General features: G+C 54.6%; 15 protein-coding genes. 13 read left to right on the top strand and 2 right to left on the bottom strand.

Going from position 1 to position 19,795, the window contains the following annotated elements; all coding sequences use genetic code 11:
- Positions 1-10 precede the first annotated feature (10 nt).
- Complete coding sequence (locus MKX51_RS24745; RefSeq protein ID WP_076083072.1) at positions 11-838, bottom strand: TerC family protein; 828 nt, start codon at positions 836-838, stop codon at positions 11-13.
- Between the two features lie 578 nt (positions 839-1,416).
- Here MKX51_RS24745 and nifB point away from each other — a divergent pair.
- The 11 genes from nifB (at position 1,417) to MKX51_RS24690 (ending at position 13,485) form a co-directional block, all read left to right on the top strand.
- Entirely contained in the window at positions 1,417-2,784 is a 1,368-nt protein-coding gene (gene nifB / locus MKX51_RS24740) for a nitrogenase cofactor biosynthesis protein NifB (RefSeq protein WP_340994234.1), read from the top strand.
- 6 nt (positions 2,785-2,790) lie between these two features.
- On the top strand, positions 2,791-3,657 hold the full coding sequence (gene nifH / locus MKX51_RS24735; RefSeq protein ID WP_076083080.1) for a nitrogenase iron protein: 867 nt from the start codon (positions 2,791-2,793) through the stop codon (positions 3,655-3,657).
- A 34-nt stretch (positions 3,658-3,691) separates the two neighbouring features.
- Entirely contained in the window at positions 3,692-5,149 is a 1,458-nt protein-coding gene (gene nifD / locus MKX51_RS24730; RefSeq protein WP_340994233.1) for a nitrogenase molybdenum-iron protein alpha chain, read from the top strand.
- Complete coding sequence (gene nifK / locus MKX51_RS24725) at positions 5,146-6,705, top strand: nitrogenase molybdenum-iron protein subunit beta (RefSeq protein WP_340994232.1); 1,560 nt, start codon at positions 5,146-5,148, stop codon at positions 6,703-6,705. The genes nifD and nifK overlap by 4 nt, the downstream gene beginning before the upstream one ends.
- Before the next feature lie 56 nt (positions 6,706-6,761).
- Positions 6,762-8,126, top strand: a complete 1,365-nt coding sequence (gene nifE, locus MKX51_RS24720; RefSeq protein WP_340994231.1) for a nitrogenase iron-molybdenum cofactor biosynthesis protein NifE — start codon at positions 6,762-6,764, stop codon at positions 8,124-8,126.
- Positions 8,116-9,444 carry a nitrogenase iron-molybdenum cofactor biosynthesis protein NifN gene (gene nifN / locus MKX51_RS24715; protein ID WP_340994230.1) on the top strand — a complete coding sequence of 443 codons (1,329 nt, stop codon included), beginning with the start codon at positions 8,116-8,118 and terminating at the stop codon, positions 9,442-9,444. The genes nifE and nifN overlap by 11 nt, the downstream gene beginning before the upstream one ends.
- On the top strand, positions 9,419-9,829 hold the full coding sequence (nifX, locus tag MKX51_RS24710) for a nitrogen fixation protein NifX (protein ID WP_340994229.1): 411 nt from the start codon (positions 9,419-9,421) through the stop codon (positions 9,827-9,829). The genes nifN and nifX overlap by 26 nt, the downstream gene beginning before the upstream one ends.
- Positions 9,813-10,379 (top strand): DUF269 domain-containing protein, encoded by a 567-nt coding sequence (locus MKX51_RS24705; RefSeq protein ID WP_340994228.1) that lies wholly within the window; start codon positions 9,813-9,815, stop codon positions 10,377-10,379. The genes nifX and MKX51_RS24705 overlap by 17 nt, the downstream gene beginning before the upstream one ends.
- Before the next feature lie 254 nt (positions 10,380-10,633).
- Positions 10,634-11,386, top strand: coding sequence for a HesA/MoeB/ThiF family protein (locus MKX51_RS24700; RefSeq protein WP_340994227.1), 753 nt, complete (start codon positions 10,634-10,636; stop codon positions 11,384-11,386).
- Positions 11,383-12,525 carry a homocitrate synthase/isopropylmalate synthase family protein gene (locus tag MKX51_RS24695; protein WP_340994226.1) on the top strand — a complete coding sequence of 381 codons (1,143 nt, stop codon included), beginning with the start codon at positions 11,383-11,385 and terminating at the stop codon, positions 12,523-12,525. Before MKX51_RS24700 ends, MKX51_RS24695 begins: the two co-directional genes overlap by 4 nt.
- Positions 12,526-12,675: 150 nt before the next feature.
- On the top strand, positions 12,676-13,485 hold the full coding sequence (locus tag MKX51_RS24690) for a Cof-type HAD-IIB family hydrolase (protein ID WP_340994225.1): 810 nt from the start codon (positions 12,676-12,678) through the stop codon (positions 13,483-13,485).
- A gap of 677 nt (positions 13,486-14,162) precedes the next feature.
- Here the strand turns inward: MKX51_RS24690 and MKX51_RS24685 are convergent.
- On the bottom strand, positions 14,163-15,485 hold the full coding sequence (locus MKX51_RS24685; RefSeq protein WP_340991681.1) for an IS4 family transposase: 1,323 nt from the start codon (positions 15,483-15,485) through the stop codon (positions 14,163-14,165).
- A 790-nt stretch (positions 15,486-16,275) separates the two neighbouring features.
- Here MKX51_RS24685 and MKX51_RS24680 point away from each other — a divergent pair.
- Together MKX51_RS24680 and MKX51_RS24675 are read left to right on the top strand one after the other, a co-directional pair.
- Entirely contained in the window at positions 16,276-17,502 is a 1,227-nt protein-coding gene (locus MKX51_RS24680) for a BclA C-terminal domain-containing protein (RefSeq protein ID WP_340994224.1), read from the top strand.
- A gap of 343 nt (positions 17,503-17,845) precedes the next feature.
- A complete protein-coding gene (locus MKX51_RS24675; protein WP_340994223.1) occupies positions 17,846-19,552 on the top strand; it encodes a glycoside hydrolase family 13 protein in 1,707 nt (568 codons plus the stop codon).
- Positions 19,553-19,795 lie beyond the last annotated feature (243 nt).

The raw sequence follows: 19,795 nt of genomic DNA, 5'->3' as shown, positions 1-19,795 counted from the left end.
CTTTCCCGGATTATTTACCGAGCTGCTTATCAACTTCCTTGACCGGGTTCTCGCCGACATTCTCTTCGGTCTTGACACTGCTCATGAACCAGCCTGTAGCTGCAATGATGATCAGAACTACATAGAAGGTCAGTTTCCACCAGGTGCTGTGTGCGAAGTCTTCGGACAATACACCCAGAGCAGGGTGGGCCAGTGTGATGACTGCGAGCTTAACCCCTACCCAGCCGACGATGAAGAAGGCAGCAACCTCAAGACCCGGACGGGTGTGAAGCAGCTTAACGAAGAAGGAAGCAGCGAACCGCATAATAACGAGACCAATGAAGCCGCCCGCAAAGATTACAAGGAACTGTCCGCCGTCGAGGCCGCCGATGTTGCGGATACCACTTGCCGGAAGAGCAACGGCCAGGGCTACGGCTGCAAGGATGGAGTCTACAGCAAAGGCAATATCTGCTACTTCGACCTTAAGTACGGTGAACCAGAAGCTGGCTTTCTTCTTATTTACAGCTCCAGGGCTTCCGCTTTCAGCGGCGTCTTCCGTGACCGGCTTAGCGAATAACACTTTTCGGAAGATGTGATTCCCCGCGATAAATAACAGATAAAGCGCACCGATGGCTTGTACCTGCCAGATGTCTACCAGATAGGAGATGACGAACAGTGATCCGAACCGGAACACAAACGCTCCGGCCAATCCGTAGAACAATGCCTTCTTACGTTCCTCATCAGGAAGATGCTTAACCATAATTGCGAGTACAAGTGCGTTGTCTGCGGCAAGCAGCCCTTCCAGTGCTACGAGAACGAGCAATACCCATCCGTATTCTAATAATAATCCCCAATCCATTGCTGTTTCCTCCTCAAGTGGGTTTAGCTGCTTTTTGCGAAACTAACGGTGATACCATTAGTTTAACCAAAAATATATATAAAAAAGACCTTTACCAAACAGATTAGCCTTTGGAATAAAGGTAACCTGGTTGGTAAAGGTCTCGCTAACAATAATCTATTGCCGATAAAACCGGAGAATATCCTCATATTCTCGTATTGACGATTTTATCTAACAGCTACTCCCCTTTACGGGATTATATGAAATTTTATAGTATTCGTTTCTGGCTAAACGTATCATATCCGAGTTAAGAGACATTGTCAATGTTTTTGTGAGAACACATATCATTAGAAAGTGACAGGCCTGAAAACGGAAACATGATAAGTGTGAGTTATATAAGTTGACATATGATATGGCGAAACTGCAAACAAAAGGAAATAAAGGACGAAATGAACGTCGGACTAATTGACGATCCTCCGTAATGAAAATATGATGAGACTAATTAAAGCGGCCAAGTGAAGTTAATGTTAACTAAAATAACATTAACCAAAACAAAGGCTATTTGAACCATAAAACTTTTAGCTTTTAGGAGGTGGGAAATGATGCAGCCGTCATGTCTATCAAGTGAAGCGGAGGAGGAGATTAGCCGCCACCCTTGCTACAGCGAGGAGGCCCACCGGTTCTATGCCCGGATGCACATCCCGGTTGCTCCCGCCTGTAACATCCAGTGCAATTACTGTAACCGCAAGTTCGATTGCGTGAATGAGAGCAGGCCGGGCGTGGTCAGTGAGGTGCTTACTCCGGAGCAGGCGGAGCGCAAGGTGCGGGGAGTTGCCGCCGGGCTGATGCAGCTCTCGGTAGTGGGTGTGGCCGGACCCGGAGATCCCCTGGCGAATCCGGAGCAGACCTTCGATACCTTCGCCCGGGTCAGGAAGCATGTGCCTGATGTCTCCCTCTGTCTCAGCACGAACGGACTCACGCTGTACCGGCATGTGGATGAGATTATGGAGCTGGGCATCCGCCATGTCACGATTACCATCAACGCCATCGACCCCGAGGTCGGCCAGGCGATTTATCCCTGGGTGTTCGATGAAGGGGTCCGGTACGAAGGCAGAGAGGCAGCCGAGCTGCTGATCCGCCGTCAATTACTGGGACTTGAAATGCTGGCGAAGCTGGGGATTCTGGTGAAAGTGAATTCCATTATGATTCCGGGGGTTAACGATCATCATCTGACGGCAGTGTCAGCGCGGGTAAAAGAGCTCGGAGCCACGCTGCACAATGTAACACCGCTTATTATCGCACCGGGCAGCCAGTATGAAGCGGATGGGCGCAAGGCGCCCCGTCCGAAGGAACTGCTTAATTTGCAGGAGCAGCTGGGCCGCGGGGGGATGAAGGTGATGCGCCACTGCCGGCAATGCCGGGCCGATGCGATCGGGCTGCTGGGCCAGGACCGCAATCCCGATTTCCCGCTGGAAGCGATGGAGGTGGAGCCGGTCATTAATGAAGCAGCCCGGGCGATGTTCCAGAGGGAGCTGGACACCAAGATCCGTGAGCGTGTCTTAGCCAGACAGGCCAGACGCATTCAGGCCGGAGGGCCGAAGACGCGGGTCGCGGTAGCCACCAGAGGCGGCGACAAGGTGAATCAGCATTTCGGTCATGCCACTGAGTTCCTGGTCTACGACACTGACGGAACGGATGTACAGCTTCTGGGTGTCCGCAAGATCCAAGCCTATTGCCATGGCAAGGCCGATTGTAATGGTGACAAAGCAGCTACGCTGCAAGAAATTATATCGATTCTAAGTGACTGCCGCATTCTTCTCTGCTCCGGCATCGGCGAGGCCCCAAGGGCCAGCCTGAACAAAATCGGTGTCCTGCCTCTTGTCCGCAATGGCGGCATTCAGGAAGCCATTCTCGAAAGCGTGAAGTACAGCTCTTATTTTGAAACATTAAACATTTCGAAGGGATGATGAACAATGAGACAAATCGCGTTCTACGGTAAAGGCGGTATCGGTAAATCGACAACTTCACAAAACACCCTGGCTCAGCTGGCAACCAAATTCAAACAAAGAGTCATGATCGTAGGCTGCGACCCGAAGGCAGATTCCACCCGTCTGATTCTGAATACCAAAGCCCAGAACTCCGTGCTGGAGCTGGCGGCGGAGCTTGGCTCCGTAGAGGACCTGGAGCTTGAGGATGTGCTGCAGACAGGCTTCGGCGACATTATCAACGTAGAGTGCGGCGGGCCGGAACCGGGGGTAGGCTGCGCCGGACGCGGGATTATCACTGCGATTAACTTTCTGGAGCAGGAGGGCGCGTATCAGGATCTGGATTTCGTCTCCTATGACGTACTGGGTGACGTAGTATGCGGCGGATTCGCCATGCCAATCCGTGAGGGCAAGGCCCAGGAGATCTATATCGTCTGCTCCGGCGAGATGATGGCGATGTACGCAGCGAACAATATCGCCCGAGGTATCCTGAAATATGCGACCAGCGGAGGCGTAAGGCTGGGCGGCCTGATCTGTAACAGCCGGAATACAGACCGTGAAGATGAGCTGATCATGGAGCTGGCCCGCCGCCTGAACACGCAGATGATTCACTTTGTTCCCCGCGACAACATCGTTCAGCATGCCGAGCTGCGCAGAATGACCGTAGCCCAATATAATCCTGAGCACCAGCAGGCGAAAGAATATGAAATACTGGCCGAGAAAATCCTCAATAACAAAATGCTGACGATCCCTACCCCGATCTCGATGGAAGAGCTGGAAGAGCTGCTGATGGAATTCGGCATCATTGAAGATGAAGAAGCTGCGATCAAGAAGCTGCAGGCTTCCGGGCAATAAGCTCTGAGGCGAAGCGAAAAAGGAGGGTCAAACCATGGGACTGAGTATTGAAGAGAATCAGAAGCTGGTTGAGGAGATTCTGGAAGCCTATCCCAAAAAGGCGCGGAAGGACCGCGAGAAGCATTTTCAGGTGGCGGATGAAAAGGCCATTGATTGCAGCACCTGTGCGGTGAAGTCCAATATCAAATCCCGTCCGGGTGTCATGACCCCGCGCGGCTGCGCCTATGCCGGCTCCAAAGGGGTGGTCTGGGGTCCGATCAAGGATATGGTCCATATCAGTCACGGTCCGGTCGGCTGCGGACAGTATAGCTGGGGCTCACGCCGTAACTTTGCGAATGGGACGCTTGGCATCGATAACTTTACGGCGATGCAGATTACCAGTGATTTTCAGGAGACGGATATTGTGTTCGGCGGGGATAAGAAGCTGGCCGTCATTATGCGCGAGATTACCGAGATGTTCCCGCTGGCTAAGGGGATCTCTGTCCAGTCGGAATGTCCGGTGGGGCTGATCGGCGATGATATCGAAGCGGTGTCGAAGAAGATGTCCAAGGAGCTGGAAATGCCGATTGTTCCGGTACGCTGCGAGGGCTTCCGCGGGGTCAGCCAGTCGCTGGGCCATCATATTGCGAACGATGCGATCCGTGACTTCGTGATGGGCCGTGCCGAGCTGGCTGAGACCGGTCCCTACGATGTGAATATCATAGGTGACTATAATATTGGCGGCGACGCCTGGGCCTCCCGTATCCTGCTGGAAGAGATGGGCCTGCGCGTTATTGCCCAGTGGTCCGGTGACGGCTCTCTGAACGAACTGGAGGTAGCCCACAAGGCGAAGCTGAACCTGATCCACTGCCACCGTTCCATGAACTATATGGTGGATCATATGGAGAAGGCCTACGGCATCCCTTGGCTGGAATACAATTTCTTCGGACCTACGAAGACGTATGAGAGCCTGCGGGCGATTGCAGCGCTTTTCGATGACACGATTCAGGAGAACTGCGAGCAGATGATCGCCAGATACAAGCCGGTTATGGATGCGGTGATCCGCAAATACAGACCGCGCCTGGAGAATAAGACCGTCATGCTGATGATCGGGGGCCTGCGTTCCCGCCACACCATCGGAGCTTATGAAGATCTGGGGATGGATATCGTAGCCTCCGGTTATGAATTCGCCCACAAGGATGACTATGAGAAGATGCTCCCGATGCTTGCCGAGGGAACCATTGTCATGGATGATCCTACAGCTTATGAGCTGGAAGAGCTCACGAAGAAGATGAACATTGATCTGGTGGGCTCAGGCGTGAAGGAGAAATATGTCTATCACAAAATGGGTGTGCCGTTCCGCCAGATGCATTCATGGGATTACAGTGGCCCGTATCACGGCTTTGACGGCTTTAAGGTGTTCGCTAAGGATATGGATATGACCGTGAACAGCCCGGTATGGGATCTGGTGGGCAGACAAGGCACAAGGAAGCCGGAGGAGGCGGGCGTATGAGCAGGGATGAACTGAATATTAAAGATAATACCAGCTTGTTCAAGGAAGAGCGTTATGTGCAGCAGCGGGAGAACAAGAAGCAGTTCGAAGCGCCCTGCAGCGAGCAGGAGACCGCCGAAGCACTCGCTTACTCCAAGTCCGCCGAATATATGGAGAAGAATTTCAGCCGCCAGAATGTGGTGATCAATCCACATAAAGCGTGCCAGCCGCTGGGTTCAGTCATGGCCGCACTCGGATTCGAGAAGACGCTGCCGTTCGTACACGGGTCGCAGGGCTGCAATGCCTACTTCCGCAGCCATCTCAGCCGCCACTTCAAGGAGCCTACGCCGTCCGTATCCACGTCCATGACAGAGGATGCCGCCGTATTCGGCGGGATGAATAACCTGATTGACGGTCTGGAGAACAGTGTCGCCTTGTACAAACCGGAGATGGTTGCAATCTGTACCACCTGTATGGCTGAGGTCATCGGGGATGACCTGAACTCTTTTATCGGCAATGCCCGCATTAAAGGGGTGATCAGTGAGGAATATCCGGTGGCCTACTGCAACACGCCAAGCTTCGTTGGCTCACATATCACTGGCTACGATGCCATGATCAAGGGGATCCTGAGCTACCTCTACACCCGTTCGGGTATTGAGAGCCATCCCGGAAGCGGTGCGGAGAGCGGAGAGAAGCTGAATGTGATGCTGGGCTTTGAGCCGTACACCGGCAACTTTGCAGAGCTGCGCAAGATTCTGGGAGCCTTCGATACCAAGTACACCATACTTGGAGACCACAGCGGGAACTACGATTCACCGGCAACCGGTGAGTATGAATACTACTACGGCGGCACCAAGCTTGCGGATGTTCCGCAGGCAGCCAATGCGCTTGCAACCCTGTCCCTGCAAAAGTATACGCTGAAGAAGACCCAGGAATATATCAGCGGCACCTGGAACCAGCAGCTGGCAGCGTTATCCACACCGCTGGGCATTAAGGGCACAGATACGCTGCTGGCTACGATCAGCGAGCTGACCGGCCTCCCGGTTCCAGCAATGCTCACGGAAGAACGCGGCCGTGTCGTGGATGCGCTGATGGACAGTCACCCTTACCTGCATGGCAAGCGGGTAGCGCTGGTAGGCGACCCGGATCTGCTTATTGGCCTGATCGGCTTCTGCCTGGAGACCGGGATGGAGCCGGTACACATTATCTGCTCGAACGGTGATGTGGATTACAACGAAGTGAAGTTCAAGGACGAAGCTGAAGCGCTGCTGGCAGCAAGCCCGTATGGCACCGAAGCTACTGTGCATGTCGGCAAAGACCTGTGGCATATGCGCTCGCTGCTGCTGAATGACAAGGTGGATCTGGCGATTGGCAGCTCCCATCTGAAGTTTGCAGCCAAGGATGCGGAGGTGCCGCTGGTGCGGGTCGGCTTCCCGATCTTTGACCGCCATCATATGCACCGTTATCCGATTATCGGGTATCAGGGAACACTCAATTTGCTCAGCCTGATCGTGAACACGATTCTGCAGCAGCTTGATGATCATAACTCCGGCTTTAATTTTGAGCTGGTGCGCTAACTGCGCGTAAGCCTGGCGTGAATTCCAGCATCTTAAGCGAAGGAGATGAAGAGCCAATGGACCCTTTACGGCAAGATGAATTTGATTCCCAGGCTTGCGGGAGCATAGCGCCTAAGGCGAAGCCCTGTCCGAGGCCCAAGCCGGGCGAAGCTGTTGGAGGCTGCTCCTTCGACGGAGCCCAGATCACGCTGCTGCCGATTATGGATGCTGCACATCTGGTTCATGGACCGATTGCCTGCGCGGGAAACAGCTGGGAGAGCAGAGGCACGTTGTCCAGCGGCCCCTCCCTGTCCCAATACGGCTTCGCTACGGATCTTACGGATTCTGATATTATTTTTGGCGGCGAGAAGAAATTGAAGGACAGCATTGATTATATTGCCGGGCGCTTTGCGCCTCCGGCAATATTTGTATATTCAACCTGCGTGACCGCACTGACCGGCGAAGATATGGATGCGGTCTGCAAGGAGGCGGCGGACCGGATCGGGATTCCTGTGATCCCGGTGAACAGTCCCGGCTTCGTCGGGAGCAAGAATCTCGGGAACCGGCTGGCGGGGGATGCGCTGCTGCAGTATGTCATCGGGACGGGGGAGCCGGAGCCGGAGACGGATCTAGGGGTGAATCTGATCGGGGAGTACAATATCGCCGGTGAGATGTGGGATATTGAGAAGCTGATGAACAGCGCCGGGATCGCTGTAACCTCGCGGATTACGGGGGATGCACGCTATAAGGAGATTACATGGGCGCACCGGGCGAGAGTGAATATGGTGGTCTGCAGCCGGGCGCTGCTGGGCCTTGCCAAGGAGATGGAGTCAAGATACGGGATCCCGTATTTCGAAGGCTCGTTCTATGGTGCGAAGGAGACGACCTATTCGCTGCGCCAGATGGCCTATCTGATGAATGACCGGGAGATGGAGCGGCGTGTGGACCGGCTCACCGAGCGGGAGGAGGCCCGGCTCGGCCAGGAGCTGCGGCCTTACCGCAAGCTGCTGAGGGGGAAGCGGGCCGTACTCTATACGGGCGGGGTCAAAAGCTGGTCCGTCATCTCGGCCCTGAAGGAGCTGGGCGTTCAGGTCGTGGGGGTAGGCACGAACAAAAGCACGGAGGATGATGTGCGGCGGATTGCCGACCGTGTGGGCGATGATACAGAATACATTCCCGAGGGCGGGGCCAGCCGGATCATCAAGACGGTAAGAGAGCGCAAGGCGGATATTATGATTGCCGGCGGCCGCAATATGTATGTGGCGATGAAAGAGCAGATTCCCTTCATTGATATTAATCAGGAGCGCCACAAAGCGTATGCCGGATATGAAGGGCTGTTGCGGCTGGCCAAAGAGCTGACCTATTCGCTTGCGAACCCGATCTGGAAGCTGGCGGCAAGCCCTGCTCCCTGGGATAAGGAGGCGCCGCCCTATGACCGTTAACCGGAGAAAAAAGCCCGCATCGGTCAACCCGATGAAGATCGGGCAGTCGCTGGGTGCCGTACTGGCATTGCAGGGCTGCTACCGGGCCATGCCGCTGATTCACGGCTCCCAGGGCTGCTCCGCTTTTCCGAAGGCGCTCCTGACCCGTCATTTCCGGGAACCGATTGCCGTGCAGACCTCGGCGCTGCAGGAGATGGATGTCATCTTCGATGCCAACCGCAATCTGGAGGAGGCGCTGAATCTGGTGCTGAGCAAGCACCGCCCGGATATTATCGGCATCATTGGGACGGAATTGACCGATGTAGCCGGTGTGGATTATCAGAATATGCTTAAGTCGTATAAAAGAGAGCGGAATTTGCGCGGAGGTCTCGCCTTCTCGGTTGTGCTGCCTGATTTTCGCGGATCGCTGGAATCGGGCTTCAGCTCTACGGTGGAGGCCATGATTGACGAGATGATCCAGCAGGTAGGACACCGGGGGCAAAGAAGCGTGAATGCCCGGCAGATTACCCTGCTGCCCGGCTCGTTCTTAACCCCGGCCGATGTGATGGAGCTGAAGGAGATCATCTCCTCCTTCGGCTTCGAGGTGATTGCGCTGCCGGATATCTCGACCTCCTTGTCCGGCCATCTACTTACCGGCTTTTCGCCGCTGACGCGCGGCGGGGTTCCGCTGGACTCTATGCTCCAGAGCCTGCAGTCCGGGCTGACGATTGCCGTGGGCGGCAGCATGGAGCGTCCGGCCAGACGGCTGCATAATGCCATAGGCACTCCGTATAAGGTATTCGAAGGGGCAATGGGGCTTAAGGCGACCGATGAACTGCTGCATTTCCTGCATCAGATCAGCGGGGAGCCGGTGCCGCTGCGGTATTGCTGGCAGCGGGAGAATCTGCTCGACGGCATGCTGGACGCCCATTTTCAATTTGCCGGAATGTCGGTGGTTGCCGCATTGGAACCGGATCATCTGCATTCAGTCTCGGGGTGGCTGGAGGAGCTGGGCGTAGAGCAGAAGGCGCTGATCACTTCGTTCGAGACCCCGCTTATTGCCGGAATGAAGCGCGAGGTATGGGTGGGCGATCTGGACGATGCCGAGGTGCTGGGCAAGGGGGCGGATCTGTGGATCAGCAATTCCCATGGGATCGCCGGGGCGCAGCGGACGGGTGCCGCCTTCATGCCGGCCGGATTCCCGGTCTGGAATGAGCTTGGGGCTTACATGTCCGTCTCCGTAGGGTACCGGGGAGCGATGGAATGGAGTAATAAGGCAGGGAATCTGTTCATGCAAAGGGAGGCAGGCAGCCGTGAAAGTAGCGTTCGCCACAGATGATGGAAGCCGTGTGAATGCGCATTTCGGACAGAGTCCGATGTTCGCTGTATATAATGTAACGAAAGCAGGAGCCGAGCTGGTGGAGCTGCGCAGGCTGTCAGCTGTGCCGAACCAGGATGAAGCAGGTAAAATCGACAGCCGCCTGGATTCCGTAGGCGACTGCACCCTGATCTTCATCATGCAGATCGGCGCTTCGGCCGCTGCGCGGGTAACACGCCGGAAGATTATGCCGGTGAAGGTTCCGCCGGGCAGCCCTATCGAGGAGCAGCTGAAGCGGCTGGTCGAGATGCTTCAGGGCAAGCCGCCGATGTGGCTGGCCAAGGTGCTGCGGGCAGAGGAAGCGGAAAAGAATGAAGGAGGGGATGCGGATGGAACCCAAGGCTAATGAGAGTGCGACGTGGCAGGGAACGGTAATTCCGGGAGCTTCGGCGCTGAGACAGCGCAGTCCCAGAGCGCGCAAGGAGCTGAATCCGGAGACCGCAGATGCCCTGATCCGGCGTCTGTGTCATCTGCTGGATGCTGGAGATTTCTTCGGACGCAGCAGCAGCCTTCCTCCGCTGGAGAAGATCGCGAAGCTGTTCCTGGCATCTGCCGGGGACAAGGATCAATCGGAATTCAATTGCGCGGTGTCGCCCAAGGTCCGCCAGCAGGTGCCGCTGCTGTTCCAGGCCATGGCGGGCGTCATGGAGGAGAGAATCGGCCTGATGATCCAGAGTACGGCGGAGATTAACGGCGAGGGCTTCGGACGGGGGCTGCTCTACAGCGGCAGAGTCATTGTGGTGCTTAAGAGCCTGCGGGCCGGCTTCCCCTTCCCGTTCACTTCGGCTGAGAAGACGATTTCGTACGGGGTGGAGTGTATTGAAGAAGGAATGGCTTGGCTGGAGAAATATAAGGAGCTGACTTCAGCGCATGGCCTGCTTAGCCTGGAGGGCTAGGGGAAGAAAGGAATATCTATATAAGAAACACTAAAAAAAATAACAAAAAGCAAAAGAAGCGGAGGGGGAATTTGGAACTGAAGGAGCGGTAGCGACCGCCTTTGTCAACGGATTTCAACCGCGAACAGCGGGAAAATTCAAGAAATCTGTTGACAATAGCGGCCGGAAGTCCAAATGTTCACCGCAGTGACGATAAAGCTTCAAGTTTAAACCTTAAGTGCGTCTTATATAACTGGTAACAGGGGGAGTCAGGGATGGAGCAGCTTGCCGGAGGGTTGGAGCTGGAACGGTACACCCGGCAGCTGAAGCTGCTCGGGGAAGACGGGCAGAAGGCGTTGAAGGAAGCGACGGTTATGGTCGCCGGAATCGGCGGGCTTGGCGGAACGGCTGCCCTCTATTTGGCGGCGGCTGGAGTAGGCCGGCTTATTTTGGCCCATGAGGGGGTCATTGTAGCCCCTGACCTGAACCGGCAGATTCTAATGGACAGTGAGCATCTCGGCCAGGAGCGGATGAGTACGGCGATTGCCCGGCTGAAGCAGCTGAATCCGCAGGTAGAGATTGAAGGCTATAATTCCAGAATTGAATATCCTCAGGCACGCCCCTGGTTAGAAGCTGCCGATCTTGTGATCGATGCCCGGTACGACTTCCCGGAGCGGTATGCACTGAACCGGCTGTGTGTCGATACGAATACACCGATGGTGGAGGCAGCCATGTATGGCTTTGAAATATCGCTCACTACAGTGATTCCCGGGCTTACACCATGCCTCGAATGCCTGTATCCGGAACTGCCGCCGCAGTGGGAGCCGCTGGGGTTCCCGGTTCTGGGCGCCACCTCCGGGATTGCCGGTTGTCTGGCAGCGCTGGAGGCCGTAAAATGGATTACAGGGGTAGGGACAACTTACGCGGGCGTAATGCATCGCTTCAGCTCACTCGACTTCGCCTGTTATAGCGTCCGTATTGCCCGTAATCCGAATTGCGCTTGCTGCGGAGAGGGAGGTAAACCGTGAAACGTCTCAAGCTATGTGACACGACACTCAGGGATGGTGAACAGGCGGCTGGAGTTTCATTCACGAGGGCGGAAAAGCTGGAAATCGCAAAGTTGCTGTCGGAGAGCGGAGTAGAGCAGGCAGAGGTAGGCATTCCTGCCATGGGCAAGCGGGAGCAGGAGGATATTGCCGCTGTTGCTGAGCTGGGATTACCCATGAAGCTTATGACATGGAACCGCTCGGTCCCCGGGGATATTGACAAGGCCAAGGCTACCGGTGTGAACTGGAGCCATATCTCCATTCCGGTGTCGGAGATTCAGCTGCAGGGCAAGCTGGGGCTGACGCCCCGGGAAGGTCTGAACAAGCTGCTGCGTACCGTGGAATACGGGCTGCGGCAGGGCATGACCATATCGGCAGGTATGGAGGATTCCTCCAGGGCGGAGTTGAGCTTCCTGATCGAAGTGGTGAATACCTTATACAAGGAGGGACTCCGCAGGTTCCGGTATGCAGATACCGTCTCGGCTCATCATCCGGGCCAGATGGCAGAGCGGGTAAGCCGGCTGTTGGGAGAAGTGCCTGAGGATGTGGAGCTGGAGGTACACTGCCACAATGACTTCGGGCTGGCCTGCGCGAACACACTCAGCGGCATAGCTGCCGGAGCGGTGTGGGCCAGTACGACGGTGGCCGGGATCGGCGAGAGGACCGGCAATGCGGCCATGGAGGAAGTTGCCATGGCCTGGCGCTATTTGTACGGCGGGGAATGCGCGGTCAGGCTGGAGGGGCTCCAGGTCCTCGCCGACAAGGTCATTGCCGCGTCCGGCCGCAGTGTCGGCGATGCGAAGCCGGTCGTGGGACAGCTCGCCTTCACCCATGAATCCGGGATTCATGTGGACGGGCTGATGAAGGAGCAGGAGACGTATCAGTTTTTCGATCCGGCGGTGGTCGGCCGCGCGCACCGCTATGTGCTGGGTAAGCATTCCGGCAGCGGCGGCGTGGCGCATGTGCTGGAGCAGCTGGGACTTGCAGTCAGCGCCGAGACTGCCGGCCGTCTGCTGGAGAAGGTCCGGGCCTACGCGGAGGCCCGTAAGGGCACTGTGCCGGAAGTCATGCTGCTGCAGTGGCTGATGGAAGAGCAGCAGCGCGCACAGAATGCGGTATAATATATTTTTAACTATACGGATGCATAAGCTGGGCTGTCCTCCATGTGGAGTGCGGCGCAGCTTTTTTTTGAAAATATATCCGGGTCTGGCAGGCCGGGGGTAGAATGGACTCCACTTTGGCGGAGGATTTTGTTACAATTTGAGCAGGTTATGAATAGGCAGAGCGTATGGAGAAGGGAAGGCATCACTTTGAAGAAAACGATTTTTTTCGATATTGACGGTACGATCTATGATGAAGAAAAGAATATTCCGGCTTCCACCAGAGAAGCGATAGCGGAGCTGAAGAGACGCGGGCACCATGTAGCGATTGCTACCGGAAGAGCGGATTATATGTTCGAGGGGCTGCGCGAGGAGCTGGGAATCGACTCGTATGTCTCGCTGAACGGGCAGTATGCAGTCTATGAAGGGAGGCCGGTGTACAAGAACCCGATTGCGACCGGCGTGCTGGAGGAGCTGACCTTGTTCGCGGAGAAGCTGGATCACCCTGTTGCGTATACGGATACGGCGGGCATGAGAGTGAATGTGGCCGATCATGAGTACATCAATACGAGCGTAGGTTCGCTGAAGCTGGTATTTCCGACGCATGACGCTGGATATTTCCTGAAGAATGACATCTACCAGGCGATGATCTTCTGTCCGCAGGAGAGTCAGCAGATCTATGCCGAGCGGTACCCGGAGCTGAATTTCATCCGCTGGCACCCGTTCTGTATGGATGTACTGCCCGGCAACGGCTCCAAAGCGAACGGGATCGCGGAGATGCTGAAGGTGATCGGGGTGGAGAAGGAAGAGGTCTATGCTTTTGGCGATGGCCTGAATGATGTGGAGATGCTGGGGTATGTCGGGTATGGCATTGCCATGGGCAACGGCGAGAAGGCAGCGAAGGCGGCCGCCTCCTTCATTACGAAGTCTGTCCGTGAGGACGGGATCTATGAAGGCTTGAAGATGGTCGGGCTGCTGTAGATAGGGGCTGATGCGGTGCGGTGAGCAAATGGCCGAGGCGGGAAAGCGACTTGAGAAGGTAGGAGGAAATTGGAGAGGGTAGGGAAACATAGCGGAGAAACTTCTGGAGAAACACTGACGAAACATTGGAGAAATATCTGTAGAAACACCCATAGATACGAACGGAAAAGTAACCGGAGAAAGCAACAAACCGATGGCTGGGGCGTTATCTGGAGCAGGAACGCATCTTAAAGAGCATTCTATTGCAGTTTTATGCAATTGAATGCTCTTTTTGTTACCAGCTATGAAATTATGGGGGCAAAATCCCTCGATCCCGCCAGAGTGTGCTGGAAGGGGAAATAAAAGGGATAAATCGCTCTGACACTACTGGATGCAGGCTAAAGGAGGATATCAGGAGCATAAGTACACCTGAATCGGTAGAAAGTGGGCGGCAGGCGGGAATGAGGAGCATAAGTACACCTGAATCGGTAGAAAGTGGGCGGCAGGCGGGAATGAGGAGCATTAGTGCCAATGTCATTAAGATAAGTTCAAAGATAAGTTTGGAATTAATAAAGAGAATCCAAAACGGTATGGGGAAACGTCCTATGCCGTTTGTTTTTGGTGTAAGGAAGGAAAAAAGCGCATAGCAAACAAAGCGGATGGAAGATCCACTTAAAAAAATGTTCATGCGAACCGAATTATGCTACTCTGTAGACGAAGCTAATGGCGGATTTGCTACGTATTCTGCGTGTATTCCTTTGCCCAGGACGGGTGAGACGAATCGGCAACATATTTTTGCGAATCAAAGCTTCCACATCAGGCGGGGGTCCATCGCCCTTGGAGCGCAGGAAATGTCTACAGACGTGAACGGCCACCGTGAAGTTGACTTGGTAGAGGTGCCGTTTATCCTTTTGGGAAATGACTACGTGCGAGGTAATCATTTCAGCGAAATTGTAGAGGATCATTCTTGCGAATATCTCTTGGGTAATGGACTCTTGCTTCTTTGCGTGAAAATGGGTCAGACCGATGGTGTATTTTAAGGCCCGGAAAGAGGTCTCAATCCCCCATCGCAGGTGATACAGTTCCCGGAGTTCATCCGGTGAGAATTCAGCAGCCGGTAGATTGGTAATGACGGTTTCATAATCGCCACTGGGCAGGAGGAAACGAACCACCCGAAAGGAAATCGGGTAAAACAGGTTCTTTTGCATGTCCAGAAAATCAAAGCTAGAGGTGGCCGGAAGAATTTTATAGATTTCGGGGTGATCCCTGAACGCTTTCGTTCGTTTTTTAGTCAGCGTCAGGTGAATCTCCTGATCAAACGCCCCTTCAAAGGTCAAGTGCAAGCCCGAAAGAATGCCATTCGAATGCAAATCCTTGACCCGTATGACGTACTTCCATCCTTTCCGTTCCAGATGCGCGAACGTATTGTAGCTTTCCAATCCTCGATCCGCCAACACAATGACGTTCCCCTGAATAGGGGACCGATCCACCATCGTGGACAGCGCCCTTCCTTCGTTGCGTAGCTTTCGAGGTTGAAGGATGGCGTCCACGTAAAGCCGGTTACAGAGGTCATAAGCAGCGTTCAAGTGCAGAAGGTTAAAGCCTTTCGAGTGGGGCTGACTTTGAGAATAGGTCAACGGGTCCGCAGGATCTGTTGCAATATGCAGATCGGAACCGTCAATGGCCAATAATCGATAGCCTCGATAATCCTTGAATTCCGTATGGGACGCGGTAAAGGTGTGAAACAAAGATTCGACCGCAGACGGCAAAATTTTATTTCTTTGCTGAACAAAAGCAGAAGAAGTTGCGGTGTTAACGTCATAGCCCTGCGATTCCAACAGTTCCTTATAGAGGCTGTTGCCGCCCATAAAGATCAGGGTTTGCATAACCATTTCAAAGGGTAGTTTTTTCGTTCGGGTAAAATCCTTTCCCGGGTTTCTGACGTAAGGCGCGGGGGCAGCCGCCATCTCACGGATGAGAGATGTCAGTCTGTCTTTCAGCGAATTTGCATAAGCATTCATTGGCGTAACCTCCTCGTTTTTTCAAGGGGCTTCGCCACACGTTTTCTACGGATTGTCAAGATTTTTTTGTGCAAAAAAAGAGCAGGCTATCTTTTCGATAACCTGCCTTTTTCTTGTTTTTGGCTCTATATCTTAACTTAATGACATTGGCATTAGTGCACCTGATTTCGCCGGATGCTACTCCAGAATCGTCATAATACAGCGATGAAGAGTGGCCGTAATAGCTACATAATCACCATAACGGTGCCATAACCTACAGCAAGATTCAACCGTTTGGCTTATCTTGTTCTGAAAAGACAAGGATTTGTATGATTTGCATCCCCCGAAAGCACCTGAGCATTTACCTGAGCATTTAAAGGTGATTGGCTCCCGCTTTGTGGGGTTATTTTGCGTTCGGAGCCTGTTCTATTGCATTCTGTACAGCAGAATCCAACGGATAGCTGATTTGATGACTCTGCAACTGAAGTTTGACTCTGCACTGAAATCGGATGTATGTACTGCATCAGTAGGCTTATTTGGCCTGCTGATGCAGAGAGTCTGAGCGAGGATGCAATCAAGTGTGATCACCGGGGCAATGAAGGCGGTTTGTCCGGCAATAGTATATGTTTTTGGTGGACGGGTGGTGAGCGGGTATGAGAACAAATTTCGGCCTGACGGGGTGAATTGAGCTTGTCCATCCTGTACAATTAACCACTTTTCCATAAAATAAATATTTGCCTACGGGATGAATGTCCATGCCCCCTCTGGGTAAACGGAGTAGGATACATAAAGTCTATAGGAGGTGTCAAATATGGGTCGTACGGAACGTAAGAAGAAAAAGCGGAGCTGCACAGAGGAGTTTGCCGGATGCCCTCTGCCAAGAGCGAAACGTCCCGCGACAAAACGGAAGGACAACAAATGCGGCTGCAAGAAAATTATCGTCAAACAGCAAATTGTCCGCGTCAATATTCCATTAGGTGCGCTGGGGGCCGCGGGTGCGGCAGGAGCCTTAAGCGCGGCAGGCGCTGTTGAAGCGCTGGGAGCGGCGGGAGCCGCAGGTGCAGCAGGTGCGCTCGGTGCAGCGGGAGCAGCCGGAGCGCTGGGCGAACAGGGAACCGCAGGGGCACTGGGGGCAATTGGCGCGGCCGGAGCACTTGGCGCCGCAGGTGCAGCCGGTGCCGCAGGTGCCCGTGGAGCAGCGGGAGCAGCCGGGCTGTTGGGCGCAGCGGGAGTAGTCGGGGGGCTGGGCGCAGCCGGTACCCAAGGTGCGCTCGGCGCTGCGGGAACGGCCGGAGCATTAGGCGCGGCCGGAGCGCTGGGCGGGATCGGTCCGGCGGGCCCGGCGGGGCCAGCTGGAGCGGCAGGAGCCATCGGCCCGGCGGGGCCAGCTGGAGCGGCAGGAGCCACCGGCCCGGCGGGGCCAGCGGGAGCGGCGGGAGCCATCGGCCCGGCGGGGCCAGCGGGAACGGCAGGAGCCACCGGCCCGGCGGGGCCAGCGGGAACGGCAGGAGCAGCGGGGGCCACAGGTGCTACGGGAGTAGCGGGGCCCGCTGGAGCAACGGGTGCAACAGGAGTTGCCGGTCCAGCCGGGGCAACGGGAGCGACGGGTGCCACAGGGGCAGCCGGTGGAATTGCCCAGTTCGGATACGTCTATAACCTCGGCGCGCTGGTAGTGCCGATTGAGGCAGATGTGTCTTTTGATACGAATGGGCTGCTTACCCCGGGAATTACACATGCCCCAGGGACAACTACAATTTCGGTAGCCAATGACGGAATCTATGAGGTTAATTTCTCGGTATCCGGTACGGAACCCAGCCAGTTTGCCTTATTCGTGAATGGGGCGGAGGTTCCGGGAACGGTCTACGGATCGGGCGCAGGCACCCAGCAGAACACCGGGCAGGCGATCATCGCATTATCGTCAGGCGATGTGCTGACGCTTCGGAATCACAGCTCGGCTGCCGCAGTCACTCTGCAGACGCTGGCTGGAGGAACACAAGCCAATGTCAATGCTTCGATTGTCATTAAGCAGCTGGCTTAGTACAGCATCAGTACCAAGAAGTGAATTCATTCACCATGAGCAATTTATGGGGTTCGGTTTAACGTATCACCGGTAATAAATCAGGCGATTTAGATGTACGGAATGCAATTAGGCGTACCGTATGTAGCGTCATCGCTCGGCTTTCGACCAGAATATTTTCACTTATTGGGCCGGATACGTGCCGGCAGAAGGCGGGGTACCCGATCAGGTATCCGGCCTTTCTTTTTGCCGCAAAGGTCGATCAGGCATGTGAATACGAAGGTTGGTTGAAGGCGGTTGTTCTGGTTAAAATATATTAATGTGTCTTATGCAACAGGAATCGAGAGAAGCGGAGGTATCTGAAGTGAACCCTAAATGGTGGAAAGAGAGTGTTGTCTACCAGATCTATCCGATCAGCTTCATGGATGCTAACGGTGACGGAATTGGAGATTTGCGCGGAATATTATCGAAGCTTGATTATTTGCAGGATCTCGGCGTGGATGTGATCTGGGTCTGTCCGATTTATAAATCCCCGAATCATGATAATGGCTATGATATCAGCGATTATTGCGACATTATGAAGGAATTCGGCACGATGGATGATTTTGACCTGCTGCTGCGCGAGATGCACTCCCGCGGAATGAAGCTGATGATGGACCTGGTGCTGAATCATACCTCGCATGAGCATCCGTGGTTCGTGGAATCCAGAAGCTCGAAGGACAATCCCAAGCGTGACTATTATATATGGCGAAAAGGTAAAAACGGTGGTCCGCCGAACAACTGGGAATCCTACTTCAGCGGTTCGGTCTGGGAGCTTGATCCCCGTACGGATGAATATTACCTGCATCTGTATTCCCGGTTCCAGCCCGATCTCAACTGGGAGAATCCTGCTGTAATCGACAAGCTGCATGAGATGGTGCAGTGGTGGCTGAAGAAGGGTGTAGATGGCTTCCGCTTCGATGCAATTGCCCATATCGTGAAGGCGGAAGGCTACCCGGATGCCCTGAATCCCGGCGGCACCCCCACTGTCCGCGCCTATGATATGTTCTCGAACTTGAATCATGTGCATACCCTGCTGCAAAATCTGCACGATCAGGTGCTCTATTACTATGACATCATGACGGTAGGGGAGACCTCGGGCCTCGGGCCGGAGCAGGCGCTGGATTATGTCGGTGACGGACGCCGCGAGCTGAATATGACCTTTCAGTTCGAGCATATGAATTTGGATGCCGCTTCGCCGGGCAGCGGGAAGTGGGATGTCGTGCCCTGGAAGCTGACGGACCTGAAGACCATCATCAGCGATTGGCAGACCGTGCTGCATAACCGGGGCTGGAACGCCAACTATCTGTGTAACCATGATCAGCCGCGCTCGGTATCGCGGTTCGGGGATGACCTGTACTACCGGGTACCGTCGGCCAAGATGCTCGCCACCTTCATTCATATGCTTGAAGGTACGCCGTATATTTATCAGGGTGAGGAGATCGGCATGACCAATGTAGCCTTCGAGTCGATCGATGATTACCGGGATGTGGAGACCTTGAACTATTATGAGGAAAAGCGCAACGGCGGTGTTCCCGAAGCCGACATCATGGCGGCAATTCATACCAAGAGCCGTGACAACGCCCGGACTCCGATGCAATGGGATGATGGCGAGGAAGGCGGGTTCACCACAGGTGTCCCGTGGATCAGGGTCAACTCGAACTCCCGGGAGATCAACGCAGCCAGAAGCGTCAAGGACCCGGACTCTATTTTCAACTATTATAAGAAGCTGATCCAGCTGCGCAAAAAACATCAGGTCATCGTCTATGGTGAATACGGACTGCTGCTGAAGGAGCATCCCGAAATCTATGCCTATACCCGGACGCTGGAGGACGAGCGCCTGCTCGTGATCCTGAATTTCTTCGGGCATGAGCCGGTATTCGAGCTGCCGGAGGAATTCCAGTCGGCCGCGAAGCTGGAGCTGCTGATCTCCAATTATGAGCCTGCTCAGGAGGAGGATCTCCAGCAGTTGAAGCTCCGCCCTTATGAAGCGCGCGTGTATCTGCAGCGGATAGATAAGGGTCCTGCTTAAGCGAACCCAAGCGATAATTGAGCATAGAATCGAACGAATGCAGAACCGAACCTATAGATGTGCAGCAGGCCTGGCGGGAACGCCGGGACTGCTGTTTGTTATGCGGAAGACTGAATACATATGCGCCGCGAGGTATTGCGAATTATTATGTTTTTTGTCCACACTGTGATCCTGTTCCTCTAATTATAAATAAAATATTATGTGTTGCAGGTCTGTGACTTCGCTGGGCTTCTATAGTAAAAG

Source organism: Paenibacillus sp. FSL M7-0420 (genome assembly GCF_038002345.1).
Lineage (GTDB): Bacteria > Bacillota > Bacilli > Paenibacillales > Paenibacillaceae > Paenibacillus_AQ.
Note: the sequence above shows the minus strand (reverse complement) of the source record. Positions and strands in the feature narration are given on the sequence as shown.

Bases quoted from the DNA above. Each gene is read 5' to 3' on its own strand.
- MKX51_RS24745 (WP_076083072.1), bottom strand. From the start codon at position 838: ATGGATTGGGGATTATTATTAGAATACGGATGGGTATTGCTCGTTCTC.
- nifB (WP_340994234.1), top strand. From the start codon at position 1,417: ATGATGCAGCCGTCATGTCTATCAAGTGAAGCGGAGGAGGAGATTAGC.
- nifH (WP_076083080.1), top strand. From the start codon at position 2,791: ATGAGACAAATCGCGTTCTACGGTAAAGGCGGTATCGGTAAATCGACA.
- nifD (WP_340994233.1), top strand. From the start codon at position 3,692: ATGGGACTGAGTATTGAAGAGAATCAGAAGCTGGTTGAGGAGATTCTG.
- nifK (WP_340994232.1), top strand. From the start codon at position 5,146: ATGAGCAGGGATGAACTGAATATTAAAGATAATACCAGCTTGTTCAAG.
- nifE (WP_340994231.1), top strand. From the start codon at position 6,762: ATGGACCCTTTACGGCAAGATGAATTTGATTCCCAGGCTTGCGGGAGC.
- nifN (WP_340994230.1), top strand. From the start codon at position 8,116: ATGACCGTTAACCGGAGAAAAAAGCCCGCATCGGTCAACCCGATGAAG.
- MKX51_RS24705 (WP_340994228.1), top strand. From the start codon at position 9,813: ATGGAACCCAAGGCTAATGAGAGTGCGACGTGGCAGGGAACGGTAATT.
- MKX51_RS24700 (WP_340994227.1), top strand. From the start codon at position 10,634: ATGGAGCAGCTTGCCGGAGGGTTGGAGCTGGAACGGTACACCCGGCAG.
- MKX51_RS24690 (WP_340994225.1), top strand. From the start codon at position 12,676: ATGAATAGGCAGAGCGTATGGAGAAGGGAAGGCATCACTTTGAAGAAA.
- MKX51_RS24685 (WP_340991681.1), bottom strand. From the start codon at position 15,485: ATGAATGCTTATGCAAATTCGCTGAAAGACAGACTGACATCTCTCATC.
- MKX51_RS24680 (WP_340994224.1), top strand. From the start codon at position 16,276: ATGGGTCGTACGGAACGTAAGAAGAAAAAGCGGAGCTGCACAGAGGAG.